Origin of the sequence: Nonomuraea sp. 3N208 (assembly GCF_052245935.1) — a bacterium.
Classification (GTDB): Bacteria; Actinomycetota; Actinomycetes; order Streptosporangiales; family Streptosporangiaceae; genus Nonomuraea.
Map to the genome: position 1 here is coordinate 15,063 of NZ_JBQQBR010000057.1, position 20,499 is coordinate 35,561.

Sequence of the window (20,499 nt, forward strand, 5' to 3'; positions counted from 1 at the left end):
CGATCTTCTCTCCCCCGTCCGGTAGCTCAACGACGGGATCGGCAACTCGGCGGTGAGCCAACGGGACGTGAAGCCGCTGACGCAGGCCGTCCTGGCCGCGCGGCCCACCCTGTTCCTGCGTTTGGCCCGCACGCCCCAGCTTCGTGTGCGCGCCCGCGCTCGTCACCAGATAATGAGGCTCCAACCCGAGTTCCGCAGTTAGTGGGCAGACGAGGGTTCAGAATTCGAGGGATGACCTGGAGCCACTGGCCGGTGTCACGTCACCGATTCGGCACGTTGTGCCTGGGTGGCAGTCAGCACGAGGTCGGGCGCGGCAACCAGCTTGGGTGAGCCGATGAGAAGCGAAGTCCTGGGATCGCCGTTGAGCAGGCTCAGCTCTCGAAGTGCACGCTCGATCATCTGGGTGTTTGGGCTCCTGATGCGTGCCCGCGCTCGCCAGAAAGAAGGAAACGGCTGGACACCAAGGTCTCCATCGAAGCCGGGGCTGTTCGGGTAATGGTTCAGCCGTTTCCCGCGGGAAGATCGGCAAGGCTCTCGGTACGCCCGTCTTTGCCTGCTATTGCACGTCCTGGTTGGATGGCTGCGCTGGGCAGCCGGTGTGGTCCTCAGTGATGCGGGTTTGCTGTGGGCGGACCAGCGGTTGAACGGGAACCTCCGGTGGCGCGGCCGAGTAGGGTTCGAGCAGGTCGAACTCCAGCGTCCTTGACTGCCTAGGGGCGAACTCCAGCAGAGTGTCGTAAACAGGGTGGGACCGCTCGGTTAGTCCGCGGATCTGAGCCGGCTTGCCGTCGATCCGCATGGCCTGCACCTTTGCGTTGACCCCGGCATAGAACGACACCCACAGCAGGTTGGACCCGTTAGACCTGGCATCACGGCGATCCCAGGGGAGATCGAGTCGGTCTTTGACGTACTTGGGCAGGTTGCCCTGCGGCACGTTGTTGTTGAGCTGGATCCGCACCTTGGAGACGCGCGTCCCGTCGCTCCGGCACGGGCCCAGCTCATAGTGGAGCGAGCGATCCAGGTAGTAGTCGAGCTTGGTGCCAGCTGAATTGATGATCATAAGCCCGGCGAACGGCCCCGGTTTCTGGGGGAGTACGCCGCCGAGCGGGGTCGCCGCCAAGCGTCGCTGTTCAGAGCCCTTGTGGCTCCAGATCTGGATTCTCCGCTCCTCCACCATCTGTGAAAGAGCGGATACCAGGGCAAGGGGATCCGGGTGGGAAGTGGTAACCGCCTTGCTGACGGCGCTGGCGATCGTGATGAGGAATTTCTTGCGCTCGACGGGATTCGTGTACCGCGCATATGCTTCCCGCTCGGTGAGGTCCACCACGTTCTCTGCGGTCACCTTCTCACCGTTGGGCAGTGTGACGGGTCCGATCACCTTCAGCAGGTAGGAGAGGGCGATCGGATCGGTCGCGACCGCGCCGTCCAGTCGCTCGCCGGTCTGACGTTTCCACAGCGCTGCCCAAGTCTTCGCGGCATACGGGAAATGCGGGGAGAGATTGGAGTTGGCCAGCAGGGCCATCGGACTGCGACCGTAACGCTCACGGTAGGCGCGGCCGTAGTGGGTGACCTGAACGACACCCGACTCCAGACCGTTGTTGGAAGAGAGCCGCTCGATGTTGAGATGGCCACGGTCGGCTTTCAGGATGCCGAACGCGCCGACCAGCCCTCCGGTTCCTCGCGCCTCGGCGTTGGTCTGGAACGCCAGGAAGTAGCGACGCGGCCCGTTGTAACCCAGCATCTCTGGCAGCAAGGCGGCGGTTTCGCGCACCATGGGGTCGTTGGCCACCTCCAGCCAGCCCCGTAGCTTGTCCAGTTCGCTCAGCGCCGTGGCGCGGGCCTCGTTCAGCGCGTTCAGGCCGGTGTCGGCCGGGGTGGCGGCGAGGCCGGACCGGATCTGCTCGATGCGGCCGGCGGCGTTGCGCAGCACCGGGGTCGCCGATTCCAGGCTGGCCGGGAGCGTTTCCACATTGTCGAGGGAGAGTCCCTTCACCGAGATCAGTCTCGTCACGACGCGGTGGACATCCGTCAGTACACCGGTCAGATCGGCGGCGGCGGCGGCGAGCCCGTGGACGGTCGCCGCGCCCTCTTCCATCGGTGGGATGCGACTGATCAATGACCAGTCCTGACCGCTGGTGATCCGGCGTGCTTCTTCGGCATGGCGCTGCGCGTCGGCCAGCGCCGCGGCTGCCCCTGCCTGGTTGCTCGAGCGCAGCCGCACCAGTGCGTCCTCGGCCGCCTCCAGGTGACTCCGCACGCTCAAGCCAAGGTACGCCGTCCAGCCCACGGCCAGCGTGAGGCCTGCCGCAGGCAGGCCTATGACGACGAGCCGACGCTTCCTGTTTCTCATTAGTTGATCGACTCCTTCCTCACACCGCTGGTTTCGCGACGCCGCATGACGATCGCTGTGCTGGCGGTTCCGGCGAGCAGCATGGCCGCACCTGTTGCGATCGAGGCCTCCACGGGTGCCCCGGCCCTTGGCGGGCTCATCACGGCCGACATGGGGACGCTGTGCTCGTGGTCGTCACCGTCGTCGTGATAGTGGACGTGGACGGCTACCGCTGAGTTGCTCCTCTGCTGCCACGTCGCCGTCTGCTTCGCGTTCTGGATCTGGGTCGCCTGCTCTTGCGTCGGGGAGTGCGGGGAGGGCGGGTACGGCTTGCAGTACGCGGCCGTCGCCGATCCGATGGTTCCAAATGTGATTCCACCCCCGAGCGCTGCCGCGAGCAGAATCGATCTCGTGATCTCCCATGCCATTTCGACCCACCACAACGCTCTGTCGGCTGTTCGAACATTTCGCCTGGAATGTCAGCGGCATGTTCACTACGAAACCGTTATATGCGGCCGGCTAGGAGATAGGCGTTTTCGCCGTTTCTTCCTTACCGAATACTCGCTGATCGTTCTCCGTATGTTGACGATCCGTCGTGGCCGTGTGACTGTTCAGGCCATGCTGCGACGGCGTGGGCCGGCATCCAGGGATGCCGAGCAGGGCGTCGTGGAGAGCTTGCGCGGCCCGCAGGCCGTTCTTACGGACGTGGCGGCCACGTGCAGCCCATGATTGCGCCCGGCCACGCGGGTGACGCATCTCTGATGCATGAAGGAGCGAGGCCTCTACTTCCAGGCGGCCGGACCGGGCTCGGCCTGATCGCACGCCACCGTGCGGCCCCGCTTCTTCAGGGATGAATAGCGACCGGGGCTCTTTAAGCGGCTAGTCACCGAGTTGGGAGACCTCGACCACCGTAAGTTGGCCGGCGAGCTCGTCGAGCGTGGTCTGCCATCTAGTGGCGTCGGTGGTCAGGATAGGGCAGCTCCGGAGTACGGCTTGGAGCGCGGTCTGGACGTCCCAGAGTTCTTCTGGGGCGTCCACCTCCAGCCGCATCCGTGCCAGGTCGGTGGTGTCGTCGAACGCACCCAGCGCGGCGAAGTGCGCGGAGTCGAGCCGGCCAACCCCACGTACGACGGCGAGCTGGTCGTTGGTCGCCGCCGTCTCGATCGTGGCGCCGGTGACGGCCAGAGCGGGCACGATGATGGAGATGTTGTCGGCGTCGAGTTGCTGGAGCAGGGCGATTACGTCGTTGCCGCCGCGACCGACCTCGGCGAGCAGGGGGGCGTCGAGGACGTAGCCGTCAGCGGGCATTCAAGATCTCCCGCGCCTTGCGTGCCCGGCGTGCGGCGCGCTCGACGACTTCGGGGTCCTGATGGGCCTTCTCGACAGCGTGGCGCCAGGCGAGATCGGCCTGCCGCTCGGTTTCCATGCGATGTTGCGCGGCTTCGTTGAAGAACGCGGACACGGACCTGACACGTCCGGCTTCGACCTGCGCTTGCACGTAGGCGTGAACCCCTTCGTCCACGGTGATGGTGATCGGCTTAGTGCTCATCATATGTTCATCATATGACGGGCCCCACATGTTGTCCCGCGCACAACGAAAGTCGCCGACCGTCGCACGCATCCCGCGCAGCCGCACCTACCGGGTCACCTCAACCGGGATCGCGCACGTGCTCTTCTTCACCCAGCCGGCCCAGCGATTCCTGGCCCCTGGCCTTGCCCAGATCACTGAACCCGATCCCTCGACTGGCAGCTGTCTACGCTCGTTCTCCCGCGCCGACCATGCCGCCATCGACACCCTCGCCCGGGACTCTCCTGGCCGTCTGACAGCGACTATCGCCCAGCGTTACACCGCAGCCGCACATGGCCACACCTCAACGTGACTCGATCTTCAAATCCCGTAGGGGAAGGAAGCTACTGCCGCACTACTGCAATAGTGCGACATTAGACCGTGTGTCGATATGTGGTGCAGATTGGGTAGTCAGATCGGGAAAGGTGGATGCTGCGCGGACATTTTTTTGTATCGCCATTCCGCTTCTTTTGCCTTCATTGCATGTATGTCCATGCGTTCGGGTTTATGTGGCCAGGTATCTTCGCAGTGCATCGCATGGCAACGCGGTGTCCCGGAACAGCAAATTCTCGCAATGGAGGGAAATCAATTGGTTTCTCGTATGAGCAGCTCGGCCGCACGCGCGGGCGCCACCCGTCGCCTGCTGACGTGGGCCGTCGCGACCACGATGGCCTGCGGGGCCGTGGGACTCTCAGGTGCGACGACGTCCGCTCAAGCAGCCACCGGATCGAAGGGGGGCGCTGCCCACCAGCAGGCAATTTGGGGGAGCGGACCATGGTACGACTCAGCGTTCGTGGCACTCCGGGGCACCACGGGCACGTATGAAGGCCGGCTCTTCGCCGTCGCGGCCGACCGCGGTGCCCCGTGGGTCTACGACCCTCGCCTACCTGCCGGGCAGCGATGGCAAAGTCTCAGGAGGGTGCCAGGAAGCCAGGGCGGCTACGTGCACAACATCTCCGTCGCGAGTGGTCAAAGCGGCCTCGCTGGTAACGGCGACATCCAGTTGCTGATCAGGGCGCGGACAACGGGCGGCATCTGGGAGACGCGTTGTGATGTCCAGAGCAAAGGAACTGCGCCGGCGGATCCTGAGGTGCCAGTGCTGTTCTCGATCAGCGGTCCCCTGACCAACTGCACTCGATGGGCGGCTGTCTATCCGTGACGTCGTAATAAGGCGGGCGGTTCTCGTATCGTCGATATCGAGAACCGCCCGCCCTGATTGAGATGGATTCCCATCATGAGATCGCATCGTCGCTCACAGCGCATAACCGCGGCTCGCACCATGAACGACTGCGCCCATCAGGTGTATGACCGGTCCTGGCGCATGATTAAGCCGAGGTACCTGTGTTTCGTTTTGGCATCACCTCGCCGGAGCGTGTGACCTCTGCCGACACAGGCACCTCGGCCGCGGTTCACGCCGATCGGGATCCGGTGGCATGACCCGCCCTGCGGTCGCTCAGCACGCTTCTGCCGAGCGTTGCAGGATCACTACACTCAGTCCTCGTCCTCCTCATTGAGGATGGAATCCTGGAGCTTCTTGAACTGGTCCTGGTCTTGGGACTGCTTGTGGTGCTGCCTCTGGCTCTGCTGGTTGTTGTTGTGAATCCAGACGCGAACCTTCTGCTTGTTGCGGTGGCGGTTGTGATCGCCCCATCCGTGGCCCGTCGTGAAGCCGTTGGACACCGACGTGACCGCGGCGGCATTGGCGGTCGAAGCGGTCAGCGCGGCAACTGCGCCGGACACGACGGTGATGACCGCGAGAGCTGCGGTGGTCTTGAACTTGGGCATTTTTCCCCCCAAAGGTCCTGTTGCCCCTGTTCTTCATATTTTCCGGACTGCGTGGAAAATATTCTGGATGACGGCTAATGTGCCATCTGTCCATTTCATTCCCGGGGGGATCCGGACTAAACAGGACTAGTGGTAGTTTGCCCGATTTCAACGCTCTCATCGCCTTATTTGGGTGTTTGTGGACGAGGTGACCGGTTCGTATCGCTTCCCGGGGGGTGGTGAAGCGGCTATCTGCACACAGAAATGCGCTCTCGGAAGCGAAGTCCGAGAGCGCATATTGGATGATATGGATCCTATAGAGAAGCGCCCACGAGGGTCTCCCCGTGGGCGCCGGTAAAAGTGGAGTGCCTGCGTTCCGCGCCGGCTTATCGCTTCGGTGAAGCGAGTGATGCCACTGCGGGACGCAGGCACTCTGGTGCGGCTCGCGACGACCGGGATAAGGTCGCCTGATCGCCACTCGACTGTTCAACGCGCTCATGCAAGGCGCTACTTACTAGGGGACGATTGAGTCAGACTCCCCTCAACCGCCGTCCGGCACCGGCGGGTAAATCTGCAGCAGCTTGTTCTTGAGCTCGTTCTCGTTCTCGTTCTTGTCCTTCTGGAACTGGTCCTGGTCCTGGTCCTGCCGGTGGGCCTGGTTCTGGGTCTGGTGGTTGTTGTTGTGGATCCAGATGCGGACCTTCTGCTTGTGCCTGTGGCGGCTCTTGCCGTGGCCGCCGCCGCCCCAGCCCCAGCCCCCGTGCCCGCCGGCGACGAAGCCATCGCCCGGCGTGGCGTTGGCAGGTGAGGAGGTGGTCAGCGCGGCAGCGCCGGTCATGGCTGCGCTGGCTGCGAAGAGAGCCGCGATGGCAGTCTTGAACTTGGGCATTGAATTTCCCCCCAAAGGTTCTGTTGCCCCTGTTCTTCATATTTTCCGGACTGCGTGGAAAATATTGCGGATGGTGGCGATTGCGCCATCCGTTGCATTTCATATTTCCCGGCCGACTGTGGGGTAAACGGGCTTCGTGTCGTTTTGCTCTACTCTGACGCTCTCATTGCTATCATTAAGTATTTATGAAATGGGTTGATATGATTTGTCCGAATTGCTCTCAATGTGACGAACTGCTCCTCTGGTGAGACGCGTAAATGCGCCCTCGCTGGCGAATGCGCCGAGGGTGCACCTCCCTGGGTCCCACGATTCCTTGCATTGCTGGCAAACTACACTTATCGATCTTGGACTGCTGTTGCGGGTTGCGGTGATGGTCGTGCGTTACGGCGCCTGGGGGAGTACGGCGATGGTGAGGGCCGTCGACCCGCAGACCCGTGGCACCGTGTGAGTGGCGAAGACGAGTCGGACGTGGACACAGCGCGTCCGGTTAGGGATGGCTCGGTTGGAGTTGTTGCCGGTCGGCCCAGGCGTCCAGTCGTTTGGTCGCTTCATGATCGGGACTGCCGCGTGGGGCGGTGAGCAGCACAATGGCTTGTTCCTGATCGTCGATGCCGGTCAGGGCCTGGCAGTCGACGCTGAGCTCTCCGACGACAGGATGGCGCAGGCGGCTGCGGCCGGAGAAGAGACCGGACGCGATAGTCGAGGAAGATCATGCGCGCGTAGTTGCGGTGGGCCGGTTTCATGGCGGCCAGGTTGCCCAGCAGAGCGGTGCCCAGCCGGTTCCAGGCCAGGATGTCCAGGTAGCGGTCGAATACCAGGGCGGGGGTGTCGACAAGGTTGGCCAGCAGCCGGGCCGTCTGCGGGGTGATGTGCCGGTCGGTCTCGCCGGGCTGCTCCAGCGCCTGGGGGTAGGCCAGCTGGAACACATGCCGCTGCTGATCGTCGTTGAGACGTAGCGCTCGGCCGATGGCGTTCAGGATCGACCGGGAGGCGGTGCGCACCCGGCCCTGCTCCAGGCGGGTGTAGTAGTCAGTGCTGATCCCGGCCAGCTGGGCCACCTCTTCCCGGCGCAGGCCCGGGACACGTCGGGGGGTACGGCGGCTCGGGCAGGCCGTGCTCGGCCGCGGTGACGGCGGCGCGCCGGGCGGTCAGGAAATCGGCCAGCGGTCCCTTGGGAGAGGCGACCTCAATGCTGTCCATAACGGCTGATCATGGCATTGGTGCGGAGGAACTTCCTTGGAAGAGTCTTCCTAGGAATAGCCGATCCTTCCAGCTCAGCGGCGTGGTATGTGAGGGTGCTTTCGAGAGGGAAGAGCCGGCCCTGCGGTTCGGAGGGGGGTCGTGCGGCCGCCTTCCCTCTTTTTGTGCCTGAAGCCGGGAACGGCTTTCGATGATGGAGAGCGAGTGAAGCAGAGTACCTGCGCATCCAACGTCGCTCATCGCTTCGTCGAAGCGGGTGATGCCGCTGGGTAACGCAGGCACTCGGCCGCGGGTTCACGTCAGTCGGGATACGGTCGTAAGAGCCCCGCTTGCACCGTTCGGAGCCCTGTGCGCTCGCCCTAAGGGCTGCCGGTCGCCGTGTTCAGCGCCGTGTTCTGCGCCTCGTTGTCCGCCGTATTGTGCAGGGACTGATCCTGATCCTGATCTTCGTCCTGGCGGGCCGCCTGGGTCTGGCTCTGCTGGTTCTTGTTGTGGATGTGGATTTGGATCTTCAGCCGGTAGCGGCCGTGGCGAATCCATCCGCTCCATCCACAGCGCTTGCGGCAACCGGCGAGGTAGCCGGCCGTGGCGGTGGTGGCGGTGGAGGCGGTCGTCGCACCGGCGGCCGAGGTGGTGGTCAGTGCGTCCAGACCCGCGACGGTGCCGGCCATGGCGGCGCTGAGGGCTAGGCCTGCGACGACACTCTTGAACTTGGGCATTGGAATCCCCCCAAAGGTTCGGTTGCCCTGTTCTTGACGTTTCCCGATTGATCGGCAAACACCGTGGATGGCTGGCTAATGCGTCATCCGTGTCCATTCTTGTTTCCGGGTACTAATGTCGCGTAACGGGCCTCGTGATGTTTTGCGACTCACTAACAGTCTCGTTGCTATTATTGGGTATTTATCAAGTAGATTGAGCTGATTTGTCCCTTTGGGTGCGGCGGCCGTCCGTCCGCTACGTGGAGCTTGGGAACACGTGAATGCGCCCTCGGCGGCGAATTGCCGAGGGCGCATATGTTGCGATCCGGTGGCCTGAGCGCTTGGTGGGCGCCTTTCCTGGTCCGGCCCTTGAGTCAGTGCCGGTGCTCCGTGTCGGCGTCCTGCGTCGGCTCATCGCTTCGACGCTGCGCGATCACCCTCACGGACTTCGGTCACGGCTCACGTCAACCGGGATGGTTTCGCAGGACCGCCTGCCGATCGCTCCAGGTCACTGCCTGGAACTGTCAGTCCTCTTCATCGTTGAGGACGTCCCATGGGAACTGGCTCTGATCCTGGTCCTGGCGGGAACCCTGATTCTGGCTCTGCTGGTTGTTGTTGTGGATGTGGATCTTTACCTTCGAGTGGTGGCGAGAGTGGTGGCGTCCGCCCCATCCGCGTCCGCCCCATCCCCCGCCCCAGCCCCAGCCGCAGCGCTTGCGGCAGCCGGTGAAGAGGCCGGCCGTGGTGGTGGCGGCGGAGGCGGTCGTCGCGCTGGCGGCCGAGGCTGTGGTCAGCGAGCTCAGGCTGATGGCGCCGCCGGTCGCTGCTGTGCTGATGGCCAGCCCTGCGACGATTGTCTTGAACGTGGGCATTGAGTTCCCCCCCAAAGGATCGATTGCCCTGGTTCCCGACATTTTCTAGTTGATCGGAAAATGTCGTGGATGGCGACAATGCGTCATCTGTCCCTTTGATGTCCGATGCGTAGGTATCGCAAACAGGCCTCGAACGTTTTTGCTATACACGAACGCTCTCATTGCTCCCATTAAACTTAAATGAAATGAATTGAGATGATTTGTCCACCTCTCCTCATGCGGGGGGCCCGCGACAAAGCGCGCCATATGCCCTAATAAATGGCGATAAGTACGAAATGTCCGAAATGACGCCGTGTGGTGCCGCGGCATGGTTATCGTGGAGGTTAACGACGCGCAGAGTGGGAGTGAACGACGAGGAGGGGGCATGGCAGCCAAGCCGATCCCGCACTGGCCAGGACGCATGCTGGACTCAGTGCACGTCAGGTCCACCCCTGAGGGGCCCGCCGAGCAAGCGGTGTTCGTCCACGGATTGGCCGGCTCGGCCACCAACTGGACCGACCTCATGGACGAGCTCAAGGACACGGTCACCGGCCACGCGCTCGACCTGCCTGGCGCCGGATACTCACCCGCGCCCGGCGACGGCGACTACACGGTGGCCGCGCACGCCGGCGCTGTGACCGGCCTCCTGAAGCAGACCGGCCCGGCCCACCTGTTCGGCAACTCGCTGGGCGGCGCGATCGCCGTCAGGGTCGCCGCCACTCGCCCCGACCTGGTCCGCTCGCTCACCCTCATCTCACCCGCCCTCCCGGATCTGCTGCCCAGGTACGGGCCCATCCGCGTGGCCGCCGCCGCGATCCCCATGCTGGGCGAGTGGGTGGCGGGCAAGATGCGCCTGGTCCCGGCCGAGCAGCGCGTCAACGCCACCGTGTCCATGGTCTGGGCCGATGTGAACGCCGTCCATCCGGTACGCCTGCGCGACGCGATCGACGAGCTCCGCAGACGCGACGACCTCCCGTACGCCGCCCAGTCGATGATCGGCTCGGCCCGGAGCATCGTGGCCGAATACTTCCGCCGTGGTGAGGACAGTCTCTGGCGCCAGGCGGCCAGGGTCCAGGCGCCGACCCTGATCATGCACGGCCGACGCGACCGCCTCGTGCGCCCGGCCATGGCCGCGAAGGCGCTGCGTACGTTCGCGAAGGCCAGGATCGTGCTGCTGCCGACGGCGGGTCATGTGGCGATGATGGAGATGCCGCAGGTCGTGGCGGCCGAAGCACGCCGTCTGATCGGTGAGACTCGGTTGGGGAATGCCCCACTCGCCAGCTAGGTTTCAAGGTGAGGACAGGGATCCCCTGGATAACGGGAGCGTAGAAAGTGTCGTTGCCACCGCTGGTCGAGCCGGCCGCAGAGCTGACCGTCGACGAAGTGCGCCGCTACTCGCGCCACCTGATCATTCCCGACGTGGGCATGGCGGGGCAGAAGCGGCTGAAGAACGCCAAGGTGCTGTGTGTGGGCGCCGGGGGCCTGGGCTCGCCCGCGCTGATGTACCTCGCGGCGGCGGGCGTCGGCACCCTCGGCATCATCGACTTCGACGTGGTCGATGAGTCCAACCTGCAGCGCCAGATCATCCACGGCCAGTCCGACGTGGGCAGGCTGAAGGCCGAGAGCGCCGCGGCGTCGGTCCGCGAGATCAACCCGCTGGTCGAGGTCGTCATCCACAACACGGCGCTGACCACGGAAAACGTCATGGAGATCTTCTCCGGCTACGACCTCATCGTCGACGGCACCGACAACTTCGCCACGCGCTACATGGTGAACGACGCCGCGGTGCTGCTCGGCAAGCCGTACGTCTGGGGCTCGATCTACCGCTTCGACGGCCAGGCCAGCGTGTTCTGGGCCGAGCACGGGCCGTGCTACCGCTGCCTCTACCCGGAGCCCCCGCCTCCCGGCATGGTGCCCTCGTGCGCCGAGGGCGGCGTGCTCGGCGTGCTCTGCGCGTCGATCGGCTCCATCCAGGTCAACGAGGCGATCAAGCTGCTGACCGGCATCGGCGACCCGCTGGTCGGGCGGCTGATGATCTACGACGCCCTGGAGATGAAGTACCGCGACGTCAAGGTCCGCAAGGACCCCGAGTGCGTCCTGTGCGGCAAGAACCCGACGGTCACCGAGCTGCTCGAGGACTACGAGGCGTTCTGCGGCGCGATCTCCGACGAGGCCGCCGAGGCCGCCACCGGCTCCACGATCACCGCGCTGGAGCTCAAGGACATGCAGGACCGCGGGGACAACATCTTCCTCGTGGACGTGCGTGAGCCGAACGAGTACGAGATCGTCTCGATCCCCGGCGCGACGCTCATCCCCAAGGGCGAGTTCCTCAACGGCTCGGCCCTGGAGAAGCTGCCGCAGGACAAGCGCATCGTCCTGCACTGCAAGTCGGGCGCGCGCTCGGCGGAGGCCCTGGCGGTCGTCAAGAACGCCGGATTCTCCGACGCCGTCCACGTGGGCGGCGGGGTGCTCAGCTGGATCAAGACCGTCGACCCCAGCCTGCCCAGCTATTGAGCCTTCTCTGGCGGTGTACTGCCGGACGACCCGGTTAGGGTCGAGGGCGTGAACTCAGCCCGCCTCTGGCCGACCCTGGTGGCGGCCTCCGCGCTGACCCTGGTCTGCGCGGTGGCCGCCGGGGTGGCGGGCAGCGCGGCGAGCACCGAGCTCACGCGCGGCCCGAGCGCCGCCGAACTGCACGCGGCGGCCAAGCGGGAGGTCGCCGAGCGCTGGCGCACCTGGCCCGCGGGCCGTATCTTCCCCGCCACATTGCCGTACTCCGCCGAGCAGGGCGGGAAGGAGCGGGCGAGCAGGATCGGCATCTCCCCGCACACCGCGTGCGACTCCGTGGACGCCAAGGCGGCCAAGGCCCTGCGTAAGGCGGGTTGCCGCGGCCTGCTGCGCGCCACCTACATCGACGCGCTGCGTGGCGTGCTCGTCACCGTCGGCGTGGCGGCCCTGCGTGACGAGCTGGGCGCCGCGCGGGCCAAGTCGGCGTTCGCCGACAGCGGCAAACCCGTGCCCGGGCTGCGCCCGCTGCCCTTCGGCAACACGATCGCCCACCGCTTCACTCCCGCCGTGCGCCAGACCGGGTCGGTCCGGCAGGCGGGACCGTACCTGGTGCTGACCACGGCCGGTGAGGTGGACGGCCGGCCGGGGAGCGCGGTCGGCGAGCCGCGCCCGGAAGTCTTCGCCTTCGCCACAGAGATCTCCGAGCATGTGCTGACCGGTCTCAGCACGCCCAAGATGCCCGATTGCACCGCTGAGGAATGGCAGTGCTGAGCCAGGGCAGCCCAGCAAGCGTGCTGAGACGCGTGGTGTCGGCGGCGGCGGCCGGGATGCTGCTGTTCGTCGCCGCACCCGCGCGGGCCGACGACGTGCGTGGCGGTCAGCGGCAGGTGATCAAGACGCTGGAGCTGACCCAGGCGTGGCGCGTCAGCAAGGGCGTCGGGGTCACGGTGGCGGTGCTCGACTCTGGCGTCGATCCACGCCATCGCGACCTCATCGGCTCGGTCCGGGTGGGCAAGGATTTCACCGCGGGCGCGAACCCGCCCGGCGTGGCTCCGCGCAGGTTGCACGGCACGTACATGGCCTCGCTGATCGCCGGGCACGGTCACGGCCGCCAAGGAAAGCTGGGGATCATCGGCGTCGCGCCCGAAGCGGACGTACTGTCAGTAAGGGTCATTCTCGAGGACGAGGAGCCGGGTTTCCGTGAGTTCAACTCGGCGGAGCGCTTCGAGAACGTCGTGGCCCGAGGCATCAGGTACGCGGTCGACGAGGGGGCGGACGTGATCAACATGTCGATCTCCAAGGAGCTGGCGACCCAGGAGGAGCGGGCGGCCATCCGCTACGCGATCTCCAAGGGCGTCGTGCTCGTCGCCGCCGCGGGCAACGACGGGGACCGGAAGATCGACGGCGATTTCGCGCCCTACTCCTACCCGGCGGCGTTTCCTGGGGTGGTCTCGGTGGGGGCGACGGACCGGCGGTTGCGGCGGGCCACGTTTTCCAACTGGAACTCCTCGGTGCAGGTCGCCGCGCCCGGTGTGGACATCATGGGCGCGGGCCCCGGCGACGAGTACTGGGTCGGCAGGGGCACCTCGCAGGCGACAGCGCTCGTGTCCGGCGTCGCCGCCCTCATTAAGGCGAAATATCCCGACATGTCGCCGCCGCTTGTCGCCCAGGCCCTCACCGCCGGCGCCACCGACCGCCCGCCCGGCGGCTACGACACGGCCACCGGCTTCGGCGTCGTCAACGCCGCCCGCGCCCTGGTCGAGGCTGGCCGGCTGGCGGGGCACACCGAGACCGCGGCGGGCGCCGAGGCCCAGGACCCCGCCAAGCCGGTGGCCGGCGGCGGGCAGGCCGGTCCGATCAAGGTCATCGTGCGGGACGACGAGCGCGTCAGGGTCTACGCGGCCATCGCCGCCGCGGCGGCCGCAGGTGCGATCGCGGCTCTGACCGTCATATTCACCCTGGTCAGACGCGTACGACGGGCGCACAGCTCGCAAGACGCATGATCTCTCCACTAAAGGGGACGAAATAGACAGGCCGAACGCAGGAAGAGGCGGTGGTGAAGGCACGTAGGTCGATCTCAGGACTGCCGCGCGCCGGGGGTGAATCCACGCCGGGACGTAGGAACCCGCTCGGCGCCACCACCGGCCGCCGGTCACGCGTGCGTGCCTGGCCGGCCGCGGGCTCCCGCAGGGGCACGGCCGCCAAACAGCGCGCCGAACTCGACGCGCTCCAGCAGGGCATCCGCTACCGGCGCATCTTCGTGGCGCTGCTCGGCGTCATCATCACCATGTCGGCCGCCATCGTGCTGCTCGGCACGGTCGGGCTGCTCAACGAGACGCGGGCGCGCCCGCTGACCTCCGCAGAACAGAACAAGTACAAGCAGGAGGAGATCGCCAGGCGCTGGCAGGCGTGGCCGGCGACGGGCGTCTTCCCCGAAGAGGTGAAGTACCTCGGGCTCGACCGCGCCCAGCAGTACGCCAGGCGCGTCGGCATCGCCCCCGAGACCCAGTGCGGCAAGGGCGTGGACGCCTCCGTGGCCGGAGTGCTCGACAGCCACGGCTGCGTCACCATGCTGCGGGCCACGTACATCGACCAGACGGCGTCGTTCGTCTTCACGGTGGGCGTGGCGGTGCTCAGGGACGAGGCGTCCAGGGTGTCGGCCACCGAGGAGCTCACCCAGGACGACCGCGTCGGCGTGCTGCCCGTCGCCTTCCCCGGCACCGTGAGCGAGCGGTTCGGGCCCGACCAGCGGCAGCGTACGAGCTGGGTCGGCGCGGGACCGTACATCGTGTTCTCGACGGCAGGCTACGCCGACGGGCGGACCAGGGCCTCCATCCCGCCCGAGGAGATCCTGCACCCCGAGCTGTGGCCGGCGGCCAAGTCGATCGGCCACCAGATCGCTTACTTCCTCGCGGACCCCCCGAAGGTGCCGCCCTGCACGCAGGGGAACGTGTGCTGACCGCCGTGCGCGCGATCGCCGCCGCGCTGCTGGTCTTCATCGGACCGAGCGCCGAACCGGTCAGGGACCAGCAGCAGTGGGTGCTCGACGCGCTCAACGTCGAGCAGGCGTGGACCGTCACCAAGGGGGCGGGCGTCACCGTCGCCGTCGTGGACAGCGGCGTGGACGCCGAGGTCAAGGAGCTGAAGGGACGCGTCAGCGCCGGCCCCGACATGACGTCGGGTTCGATCGCCCGCGACCTGCCGCCCGGCAGGCACGGCACCGCCATGGCCGGCCTGATAGCCGGGTCCGGCGAGGACGACGGGCTGGTCGGCGTCGCACCGGAGGCCCGAATCCTGTCGTTGCCCATGGTCACGGACGAGGAGCCGGACATCGAGTTCGGCGTCCCGCCCTTGGAGGACGAGGAGATGGCCGCCGAGAGCCCGCTCGCCCGCGCCGTGCGGTACGCGGCCAACCACGGCGCCAAGGTCATCAGCATGTCGATCGGTTCGTACGGGCCGATCAAGTCCGAGCGCGAGGCCGTCTCGTACGCGCTCAGCAAGGGCGTCGTGCTGGTCGCCGCCGTGGGCAACGACGGCCAGACCGGCTACGCCAGGGACAAGGGCACCTCCTACTGGAGTTTCCCGGCCGGCTACCCCGGCGTGATCGGCGTGGCGGCCACCGACAAGCAGGGCAGGAAGGCCCCCTTCAGCAGCGACAACCTGTCGGTGCTCGTGGCCGCGCCCGGCATGGAGGTGCCCGTGGTCAAGCGCAAGAGCGGCTACGAGTTGTCGGAGGGCACCAGCTCGGCCGCCGCGCTCGTGGCCGGGGTGGCCGCGCTCATCAAGTCCCGCTACCCGGCCCTGGCGCCCGAGCAGGTCGCCCAGGCGCTGGCCATGAGCGCGCGCGGCCGGCCCGCCACCGGATACGACGACCAGACCGGATTCGGCGTGGTCGACGCCGCCGCCGCGCTCAACGCCGCCGAGCGGCTGACCAGTGTGCAGCGCAGCGTGGGGGCGTCCGGCAAGGAACACTTCGGCCAGGGCGAGGACTCACCTGTGCCGACCCGGCCGGGACCCGACCCATGGCACATGTGGGTTTACGGGGGCGGGGTGCTACTGGCGCTCATCACGTTCTGCGGTGCGATCATCGTGCTCAACCAGCGAAAGGAACCGTGAGAACGGCCTGGACCAGGCACGACAGCGGGTTTCTCGTTGGCAAAGAGATCCGCTAGGGTCCCCCGTCATGGGATACGAGCTGCGAGTGGTGCGCGAGTCGCCACTCGCCTTCGCGGAGTTGGCGAGGGCCATCGCGCCGGCCGGTTTCGAGCTGCGCGGATCAGACGAGATCGTGACCGGCCACGCGGGTGGCAAGCACCCGGTGGCGCGCTGGGCGGGCCAAGTGGTCGGCGAGCCCGGCTCCGACTGGCAGGTGGCACAACTCCTGAGGTTGGCCACCGCGCTGGGCGCCCGGCTCGTGGGCGAGGACGGCGAGGTCTACAAGCTGCGCGAGGGTGTCATCGAGGTCGAGACAGGGGGCGGCGTGGTCGAGATCGGCAAGCTCGAGGCGATCATCGACGCCGGCCCGGCCGCATGGAGCCCCTGAGCCCCTTCGCCGAGCGGGTGCTCGACCTCATCGAACGCATCCCGCCCGGCAAGGTCATGGCGTACGGGGACATCGCCGAATACCTGGGCGAAGGCGGCCCGCGCCAGGTCGGCAAGGTGATGTCCACGTGGGGCGGTGGCGTGCCCTGGTGGCGCGTCGTCCATGCCGACGGCAGCGGCGCCGCCCCTGACCATCTGCAACGCTGCCTGGCCCATTGGCGCGAGGAAGGCACTCCACTGCGCGGAGAACGCGTCGATATGCGCCTGGCGCGCTGGGACGGGCGTTCAGGGGATTTTCAGTAAGTGGACTGACCTGCGGTTTTGCCGAACGGGCGATTCTGTGACATGTGACTCGCATTACCATGGGCAGAACAATGATGGCGGCCCGAAAGGCGGTGCCTCCCCTATGGCCACCGGCGTCACAGCCCAAAGCCAGGGCGGTTATTCGCTTGCCGACCGCCTGAAGGCTGTCCAGGATCTCTGCGATCGTGGCGAGCCTCTCGAAGCGGTCATGCGAATGGTCGGCCCCGGCGGTCGCGACGCGGCGTTCGACACCGAGGTGCTCAGCGGCCCCCTCGGGGCCCGCATCGATCTCGCGGTCAAGCGCGGCTCCGCGCGGCGGCGCGAGATGCTCGCGCTCGTGCGCCCGTACCTCGCGGGCGTAGACGCGGGGGTCAAACGCGACCTGCCGGTCGACAGGCGGGTCATCGTGCACCTGATCGAGCACCGCCCCGACGACGAGCTCGTCGACGGCGACACGCTCACCAAGGTCGTGACCGCGGCGGCCGAGCCGTCCAAGCGCATCCGCAAGGGCCTGAGCTGGTACGCCGACCTGCCCTTCCGTGACGAGCTGCCGCCCGCCCTCTACCGCCTGCGCCGGGCCGACATGGTGCCGGTGACCCACATCGACGACATCAACTGGGTCAACGGCAAGCTACGCGTCACGGGCTTCGCCTACCTCGCCGGACTGTCGGTCCGCAGCCGCAGGTTCAACTGGGCGACCGTGGTGCTGCGCGGGCCGCGCTGGTTGCCGCCCATCCGCATGCGCACGCGCCGAGTCTACGAGCCCGAGGCCACTCACGGGGCGCGCGAGCCCGGCTGCAACTACGACTGGTCCGGCTTCAGCGCGGAGCTGAGCCCGTGGCCGCTGCGCTGGCGCGGCGCCGTGCGCGGTGTGGTCTCCGCCGTGCGCCGCCGCATGCGGCACCGGCCGTCGGTGCCCGACACCACGACGTGGCGGGCCGAGATCGTGTTCTGGAGCCGTGGCGCGCGGGCCACCGGCCTGCTGCGCGGCTCCTCGCTCGGCCGGCCAGAGCGCCCCGCCGGGCGCAAGCTCAAGCCCGGGTGGTGGATCAGGCCGGTCTGGACGTCCGACCGGGCGCTGCAGGTCGTGCTCCAGCCCAACCGGGCCGAGCTGACCGAGGTGTCCCTCGACGACGACCGCCTCGAGCTGAAGATCTCCCTGCCCGGCCGCACGGTCACCAAGGGCCACGCCAGGCTGGGCGGCCACCGCATCGCCGCCGACTTCACGTCGTCCGGCGACGGCACGCAGGTGGTGGTCGGGCTGGCCGTGCCCTCCCTGCTGCAGGAGAAGGACGGACGGCGGCTCTGGGTCGAGCCCAAGGGCGACCCGGCGGCCTCGGTCATGCTCGCCGATCTCGTCGAGACCCGCACGGTCGTGGGGGACCGCGAGATCACCGTGCTCGGCGACCGCCGCGACCGCGTCGTGGTCTCCGCCCACCGCATCCGCCCCGTGATCACCTCGGCGGTCTGGGAAGGCTCCGTGCTCGTGCTGCACGGCCACTACCCGGACGCGCCCGGCCCCCGCACGCTCACCCTGCGACACCGGTCCGGCCTGTCCTACCTGCTTCCCATGGAGCGCTCCGGCGAGGACTTCTCGGTCCGCGTCGAGCCCGCCGCCATGGACCGTTTCGGTGAGCCCGTGCCGCTGGCATCGGGCACCTGGAACATGTCGGTACGCCACCCATCCGGCGAGATCGTCCCGCTGCGCATGGACCACGCCGCCCTGGCGGGCCTCGATGAGAAACCGCGCACGTTCGACGGACGCACGTACCGGATGATCTCGACGCGCTTCGACGTGCCCGTCGTCACCGTGGAGGAGGCCCGTCCGGCCGACGAACGTGGTGTCGCGGGCACTCATGTGCTGCGGCGCGTCTTCTACCCGGCGCAGCGCACGGAGCCGCTGACGGACGCGACCGTCTACGTCGTCAACGACGGGCGGCTCTACGCCGACAGCGTCCGCGCCATCTACGAGGAGCGGCTGCGGCGGGGCGACGACCGCGAGCACATCTGGATCGTCAAGGACGGCGCGTTCGTGCCGCCGGGCAACGCGACCGTCGTGCGCGCCGGCAGCCGCGAGCACCACGCCGCCTTGGCCAGGTCCCGCCACATCGTGACCAACTCGTTCCTGCCCGCCTGGTTCCGCGCCCGCGAGGACCAGATGGTGGTGCAGACCTGGCACGGCACCCCAGCCAAGATCATCGGCAATGACCAGCCCCACATGAACCGCGACCCCAAGCCACCGATCTGGCATCGCCAGGCGGCGGAGGTGCGCGGCTGGGACCTGCTGGTGTCGCAGTCGCCGTGGGCGACCCCCGTGTTGCGCAAGGCGTTCGGCTACAAGGGCGAGATCCTGGAGAGCGGGTTGCCCCGCAACGACGTGCTCAACTCGCCGGACCGCGACGCTCTGGCGGCCGCGGTGCGCGAGCGGCTCGGGCTGGCGGAGGGCAAGCGGGTGATCCTGTACGCGCCGACGTGGCGGGACTACGACCGCAAGAACGCCATGGTGAAGCTGGACCTGGCCAAGGCCCGCGAGGCGCTGGGCGCCGACCACGAGATCCTGGTCCGCGCCCATCCCATGCAGGCCATCCCGGCCGTCCCCGACATCGCCCACGACGTCACCACATATCCGGACATGGCCGATCTGCTGCTGGTGGCCGACGTCCTGGTCACGGACTATTCCTCGGTGATGTTCGACTTCGCGTGCACCGGCCGCCCGATCGTGCTCTATGGCTACGACCTGGCGAAGTATTCGTCGAAGCGGGGCATGTACTTCGACCTGACCGAGCAGGCGCCGGGCCCGGTGCTGTCGACGTCGGCCGAGGTGATCGATGCTCTACGGTCGATCGACTCGGTCGCCGCAGCACACGCCGACCGCTACGACGCGTTCCGCGCGACGTTTGCTCCCCGTGACGACGGCAAAGCCACCGCTCGGGTGGTCGACCACCTGTTCTCGTGACACCCAACCCCAAACCCGCCATCCTTTACGGTCGCCCAACGTCACCGCACGCGCCGTAGACCCTTGCCGTCTGTCATGGCCGGTCGTGAAGGCTCACGGGTTGCTCGCCGTGACGGAGCGTCTAGTTGACCGGCTCAGGGGTTACAACTGGAGGCCCGGGATGTCGCGGAGGAGGATCTGACGGGTGGGGTCGAACGTCGGCTCGCGGTCCCCAGGCATGTGGTCGAGCAGGAGATAGAGCAGGGACGACAAGGTGGTGCCGCAGACGATGTCGCCGTTGTCGATCAGCTTGCGGATCCCGGACATGGGGAGCCAGTCGATGCGGTCGGCCCGTGAAGGATCCGCGTGCGTGCCGACGTGCGTGGCCGATTCGGCGCAGTAGACGTGATGCAGGGCGTCGGTGAAGCCGTTGGCGGGTTGGACGGCGAGCAGCGGGCGCAGGAGGCCCGGACGCCAGCCGGTCTTCTGCTCGACCTCCCGCGCCGCGGCTGCCTGCGGCATCTCACCCTCGTCGACCTCCCCCAGCGGGATCTCCCACCCCCAGCTGTCGGTGATGAACCGGTGCCGCCAGATCAGCAGGACCCGGTCCTGCTCGTCGGTGACGACCGCCCCGGCCGCGGGTGCGGTGCGGACGAGGTGATGATCGAGATGCCGCCCGTCGGGCAGCTCCACGTCCGCGACCCGGACGTCCACCCGCGCGGCGGCGTACAGGGTCTTCTCGGAGTGGACCTGCCAGAACATGACCCTACGTTACAAGGACGCACGTTCCGTGCGCACCTCGCTTTCGCAGGTACCCCCCAGAGCGAGCGGTGACACGTGGATGTCGTGTGCGGGGAAGCCAGACTGCCGGACTGAGCCCGGGGGCCTTTTGCTTTGACGCCCCCGACCAGCG

The 20,499-nt window shown here is 67.1% G+C and carries 20 protein-coding genes and 1 pseudogene; 9 read left to right on the forward strand and 12 right to left on the reverse strand.

Annotated elements, in window-relative coordinates; all coding sequences use genetic code 11:
- Nucleotides 1-255: 255 nt before the first annotated feature.
- From ACTWPT_RS51825 to ACTWPT_RS51875, 11 genes and pseudogenes are all read right to left on the reverse strand, one after another.
- Complete coding sequence (locus tag ACTWPT_RS51825; RefSeq protein WP_443184961.1) at nucleotides 256-399, reverse strand: hypothetical protein; 144 nt, start codon at nucleotides 397-399, stop codon at nucleotides 256-258.
- Nucleotides 400-556: 157 nt separating this feature from the next.
- Entirely contained in the window at nucleotides 557-2,350 is a 1,794-nt protein-coding gene (locus ACTWPT_RS51830; protein ID WP_443184962.1) for a DUF4012 domain-containing protein, read from the reverse strand.
- The gene (locus ACTWPT_RS51835; protein WP_443184963.1) at nucleotides 2,350-2,757 is read right to left on the reverse strand and encodes a hypothetical protein; all 408 of its coding nucleotides are present in this window, start codon (nucleotides 2,755-2,757) and stop codon (nucleotides 2,350-2,352) included. Before ACTWPT_RS51835 ends, ACTWPT_RS51830 begins: the two co-directional genes overlap by 1 nt.
- A 451-nt stretch (nucleotides 2,758-3,208) precedes the next feature.
- Nucleotides 3,209-3,637, reverse strand: coding sequence for a hypothetical protein (locus ACTWPT_RS51840; protein WP_443184964.1), 429 nt, complete (start codon nucleotides 3,635-3,637; stop codon nucleotides 3,209-3,211).
- Nucleotides 3,627-3,881: a hypothetical protein gene (locus ACTWPT_RS51845; RefSeq protein WP_443184965.1), complete on the reverse strand. Its 255-nt coding sequence runs from the start codon at nucleotides 3,879-3,881 to the stop codon at nucleotides 3,627-3,629. The genes ACTWPT_RS51840 and ACTWPT_RS51845 overlap by 11 nt, the downstream gene beginning before the upstream one ends.
- Before the next feature lie 1,506 nt (nucleotides 3,882-5,387).
- The gene (locus ACTWPT_RS51850; protein WP_443184966.1) at nucleotides 5,388-5,681 is read right to left on the reverse strand and encodes a hypothetical protein; all 294 of its coding nucleotides are present in this window, start codon (nucleotides 5,679-5,681) and stop codon (nucleotides 5,388-5,390) included.
- Nucleotides 5,682-6,201: 520 nt separating this feature from the next.
- Entirely contained in the window at nucleotides 6,202-6,549 is a 348-nt protein-coding gene (locus ACTWPT_RS51855; protein ID WP_443184967.1) for a hypothetical protein, read from the reverse strand.
- A 487-nt stretch (nucleotides 6,550-7,036) separates the two neighbouring features.
- The gene (locus ACTWPT_RS51860) at nucleotides 7,037-7,246 is read right to left on the reverse strand and encodes an MmyB family transcriptional regulator (protein ID WP_443185018.1); all 210 of its coding nucleotides are present in this window, start codon (nucleotides 7,244-7,246) and stop codon (nucleotides 7,037-7,039) included.
- Between the two features lie 37 nt (nucleotides 7,247-7,283).
- A pseudogene (locus ACTWPT_RS51865) lies at nucleotides 7,284-7,607 on the reverse strand (MmyB family transcriptional regulator); the annotation flags it as partial.
- Between the two features lie 501 nt (nucleotides 7,608-8,108).
- Nucleotides 8,109-8,468 (reverse strand): hypothetical protein, encoded by a 360-nt coding sequence (locus ACTWPT_RS51870; protein ID WP_443184968.1) that lies wholly within the window; start codon nucleotides 8,466-8,468, stop codon nucleotides 8,109-8,111.
- A 503-nt stretch (nucleotides 8,469-8,971) separates the two neighbouring features.
- The gene (locus ACTWPT_RS51875) at nucleotides 8,972-9,319 is read right to left on the reverse strand and encodes a hypothetical protein (protein ID WP_443184969.1); all 348 of its coding nucleotides are present in this window, start codon (nucleotides 9,317-9,319) and stop codon (nucleotides 8,972-8,974) included.
- 364 nt (nucleotides 9,320-9,683) lie between these two features.
- Here ACTWPT_RS51875 and ACTWPT_RS51880 point away from each other — a divergent pair, with 364 nt between their 5' ends.
- The 9 genes from ACTWPT_RS51880 (at nucleotide 9,684) to ACTWPT_RS51920 (ending at nucleotide 19,607) form a co-directional block, all read left to right on the forward strand.
- Nucleotides 9,684-10,583, forward strand: coding sequence for an alpha/beta hydrolase (locus ACTWPT_RS51880; RefSeq protein WP_443184970.1), 900 nt, complete (start codon nucleotides 9,684-9,686; stop codon nucleotides 10,581-10,583).
- Between the two features lie 47 nt (nucleotides 10,584-10,630).
- Complete coding sequence (gene moeZ / locus ACTWPT_RS51885; protein ID WP_443184971.1) at nucleotides 10,631-11,812, forward strand: adenylyltransferase/sulfurtransferase MoeZ; 1,182 nt, start codon at nucleotides 10,631-10,633, stop codon at nucleotides 11,810-11,812.
- Nucleotides 11,813-11,860: 48 nt separating this feature from the next.
- Nucleotides 11,861-12,577, forward strand: a complete 717-nt coding sequence (locus ACTWPT_RS51890; protein ID WP_443184972.1) for a hypothetical protein — start codon at nucleotides 11,861-11,863, stop codon at nucleotides 12,575-12,577.
- Nucleotides 12,578-12,597: 20 nt separating this feature from the next.
- A complete protein-coding gene (locus ACTWPT_RS51895; RefSeq protein ID WP_443184973.1) occupies nucleotides 12,598-13,809 on the forward strand; it encodes a S8 family serine peptidase in 1,212 nt (403 codons plus the stop codon).
- Nucleotides 13,810-13,862: 53 nt separating this feature from the next.
- A complete protein-coding gene (locus ACTWPT_RS51900; protein ID WP_443184974.1) occupies nucleotides 13,863-14,765 on the forward strand; it encodes a hypothetical protein in 903 nt (300 codons plus the stop codon).
- Nucleotides 14,759-15,922 carry a S8 family serine peptidase gene (locus tag ACTWPT_RS51905; protein WP_443184975.1) on the forward strand — a complete coding sequence of 388 codons (1,164 nt, stop codon included), beginning with the start codon at nucleotides 14,759-14,761 and terminating at the stop codon, nucleotides 15,920-15,922. The genes ACTWPT_RS51900 and ACTWPT_RS51905 overlap by 7 nt, the downstream gene beginning before the upstream one ends.
- Nucleotides 15,923-15,989: 67 nt before the next feature.
- Entirely contained in the window at nucleotides 15,990-16,349 is a 360-nt protein-coding gene (locus ACTWPT_RS51910; protein WP_443184976.1) for a hypothetical protein, read from the forward strand.
- The gene (locus tag ACTWPT_RS51915) at nucleotides 16,337-16,651 is read left to right on the forward strand and encodes an MGMT family protein (RefSeq protein WP_443184977.1); all 315 of its coding nucleotides are present in this window, start codon (nucleotides 16,337-16,339) and stop codon (nucleotides 16,649-16,651) included. The genes ACTWPT_RS51910 and ACTWPT_RS51915 overlap by 13 nt, the downstream gene beginning before the upstream one ends.
- A 208-nt stretch (nucleotides 16,652-16,859) precedes the next feature.
- Nucleotides 16,860-19,607, forward strand: coding sequence for a CDP-glycerol glycerophosphotransferase family protein (locus ACTWPT_RS51920; protein WP_443184978.1), 2,748 nt, complete (start codon nucleotides 16,860-16,862; stop codon nucleotides 19,605-19,607).
- Nucleotides 19,608-19,748: 141 nt separating this feature from the next.
- Here the strand turns inward: ACTWPT_RS51920 and ACTWPT_RS51925 are convergent, their stop codons facing one another.
- A complete protein-coding gene (locus ACTWPT_RS51925) occupies nucleotides 19,749-20,348 on the reverse strand; it encodes an NUDIX domain-containing protein (protein WP_443184979.1) in 600 nt (199 codons plus the stop codon).
- Between the last annotated feature and the right edge of the window lie 151 nt (nucleotides 20,349-20,499).

Coding starts and splice junctions, on each gene's coding strand:
- ACTWPT_RS51870 (WP_443184968.1), bottom strand. CDS start 8,468: ATGCCCAAGTTCAAGAGTGTCGTCGCAGGCCTAGCCCTCAGCGCCGCC.
- ACTWPT_RS51910 (WP_443184976.1), top strand. CDS start 15,990: ATGGGATACGAGCTGCGAGTGGTGCGCGAGTCGCCACTCGCCTTCGCG.
- ACTWPT_RS51920 (WP_443184978.1), top strand. CDS start 16,860: ATGCGAATGGTCGGCCCCGGCGGTCGCGACGCGGCGTTCGACACCGAG.
- ACTWPT_RS51855 (WP_443184967.1), bottom strand. CDS start 6,549: ATGCCCAAGTTCAAGACTGCCATCGCGGCTCTCTTCGCAGCCAGCGCA.
- ACTWPT_RS51880 (WP_443184970.1), top strand. CDS start 9,684: ATGGCAGCCAAGCCGATCCCGCACTGGCCAGGACGCATGCTGGACTCA.
- ACTWPT_RS51840 (WP_443184964.1), bottom strand. CDS start 3,637: ATGCCCGCTGACGGCTACGTCCTCGACGCCCCCCTGCTCGCCGAGGTC.
- ACTWPT_RS51825 (WP_443184961.1), bottom strand. CDS start 399: ATGATCGAGCGTGCACTTCGAGAGCTGAGCCTGCTCAACGGCGATCCC.
- ACTWPT_RS51875 (WP_443184969.1), bottom strand. CDS start 9,319: ATGCCCACGTTCAAGACAATCGTCGCAGGGCTGGCCATCAGCACAGCA.
- ACTWPT_RS51915 (WP_443184977.1), top strand. CDS start 16,337: ATGGAGCCCCTGAGCCCCTTCGCCGAGCGGGTGCTCGACCTCATCGAA.
- ACTWPT_RS51925 (WP_443184979.1), bottom strand. CDS start 20,348: ATGTTCTGGCAGGTCCACTCCGAGAAGACCCTGTACGCCGCCGCGCGG.
- ACTWPT_RS51850 (WP_443184966.1), bottom strand. CDS start 5,681: ATGCCCAAGTTCAAGACCACCGCAGCTCTCGCGGTCATCACCGTCGTG.
- ACTWPT_RS51845 (WP_443184965.1), bottom strand. CDS start 3,881: ATGATGAGCACTAAGCCGATCACCATCACCGTGGACGAAGGGGTTCAC.
- ACTWPT_RS51835 (WP_443184963.1), bottom strand. CDS start 2,757: ATGGCATGGGAGATCACGAGATCGATTCTGCTCGCGGCAGCGCTCGGG.
- ACTWPT_RS51830 (WP_443184962.1), bottom strand. CDS start 2,350: ATGAGAAACAGGAAGCGTCGGCTCGTCGTCATAGGCCTGCCTGCGGCA.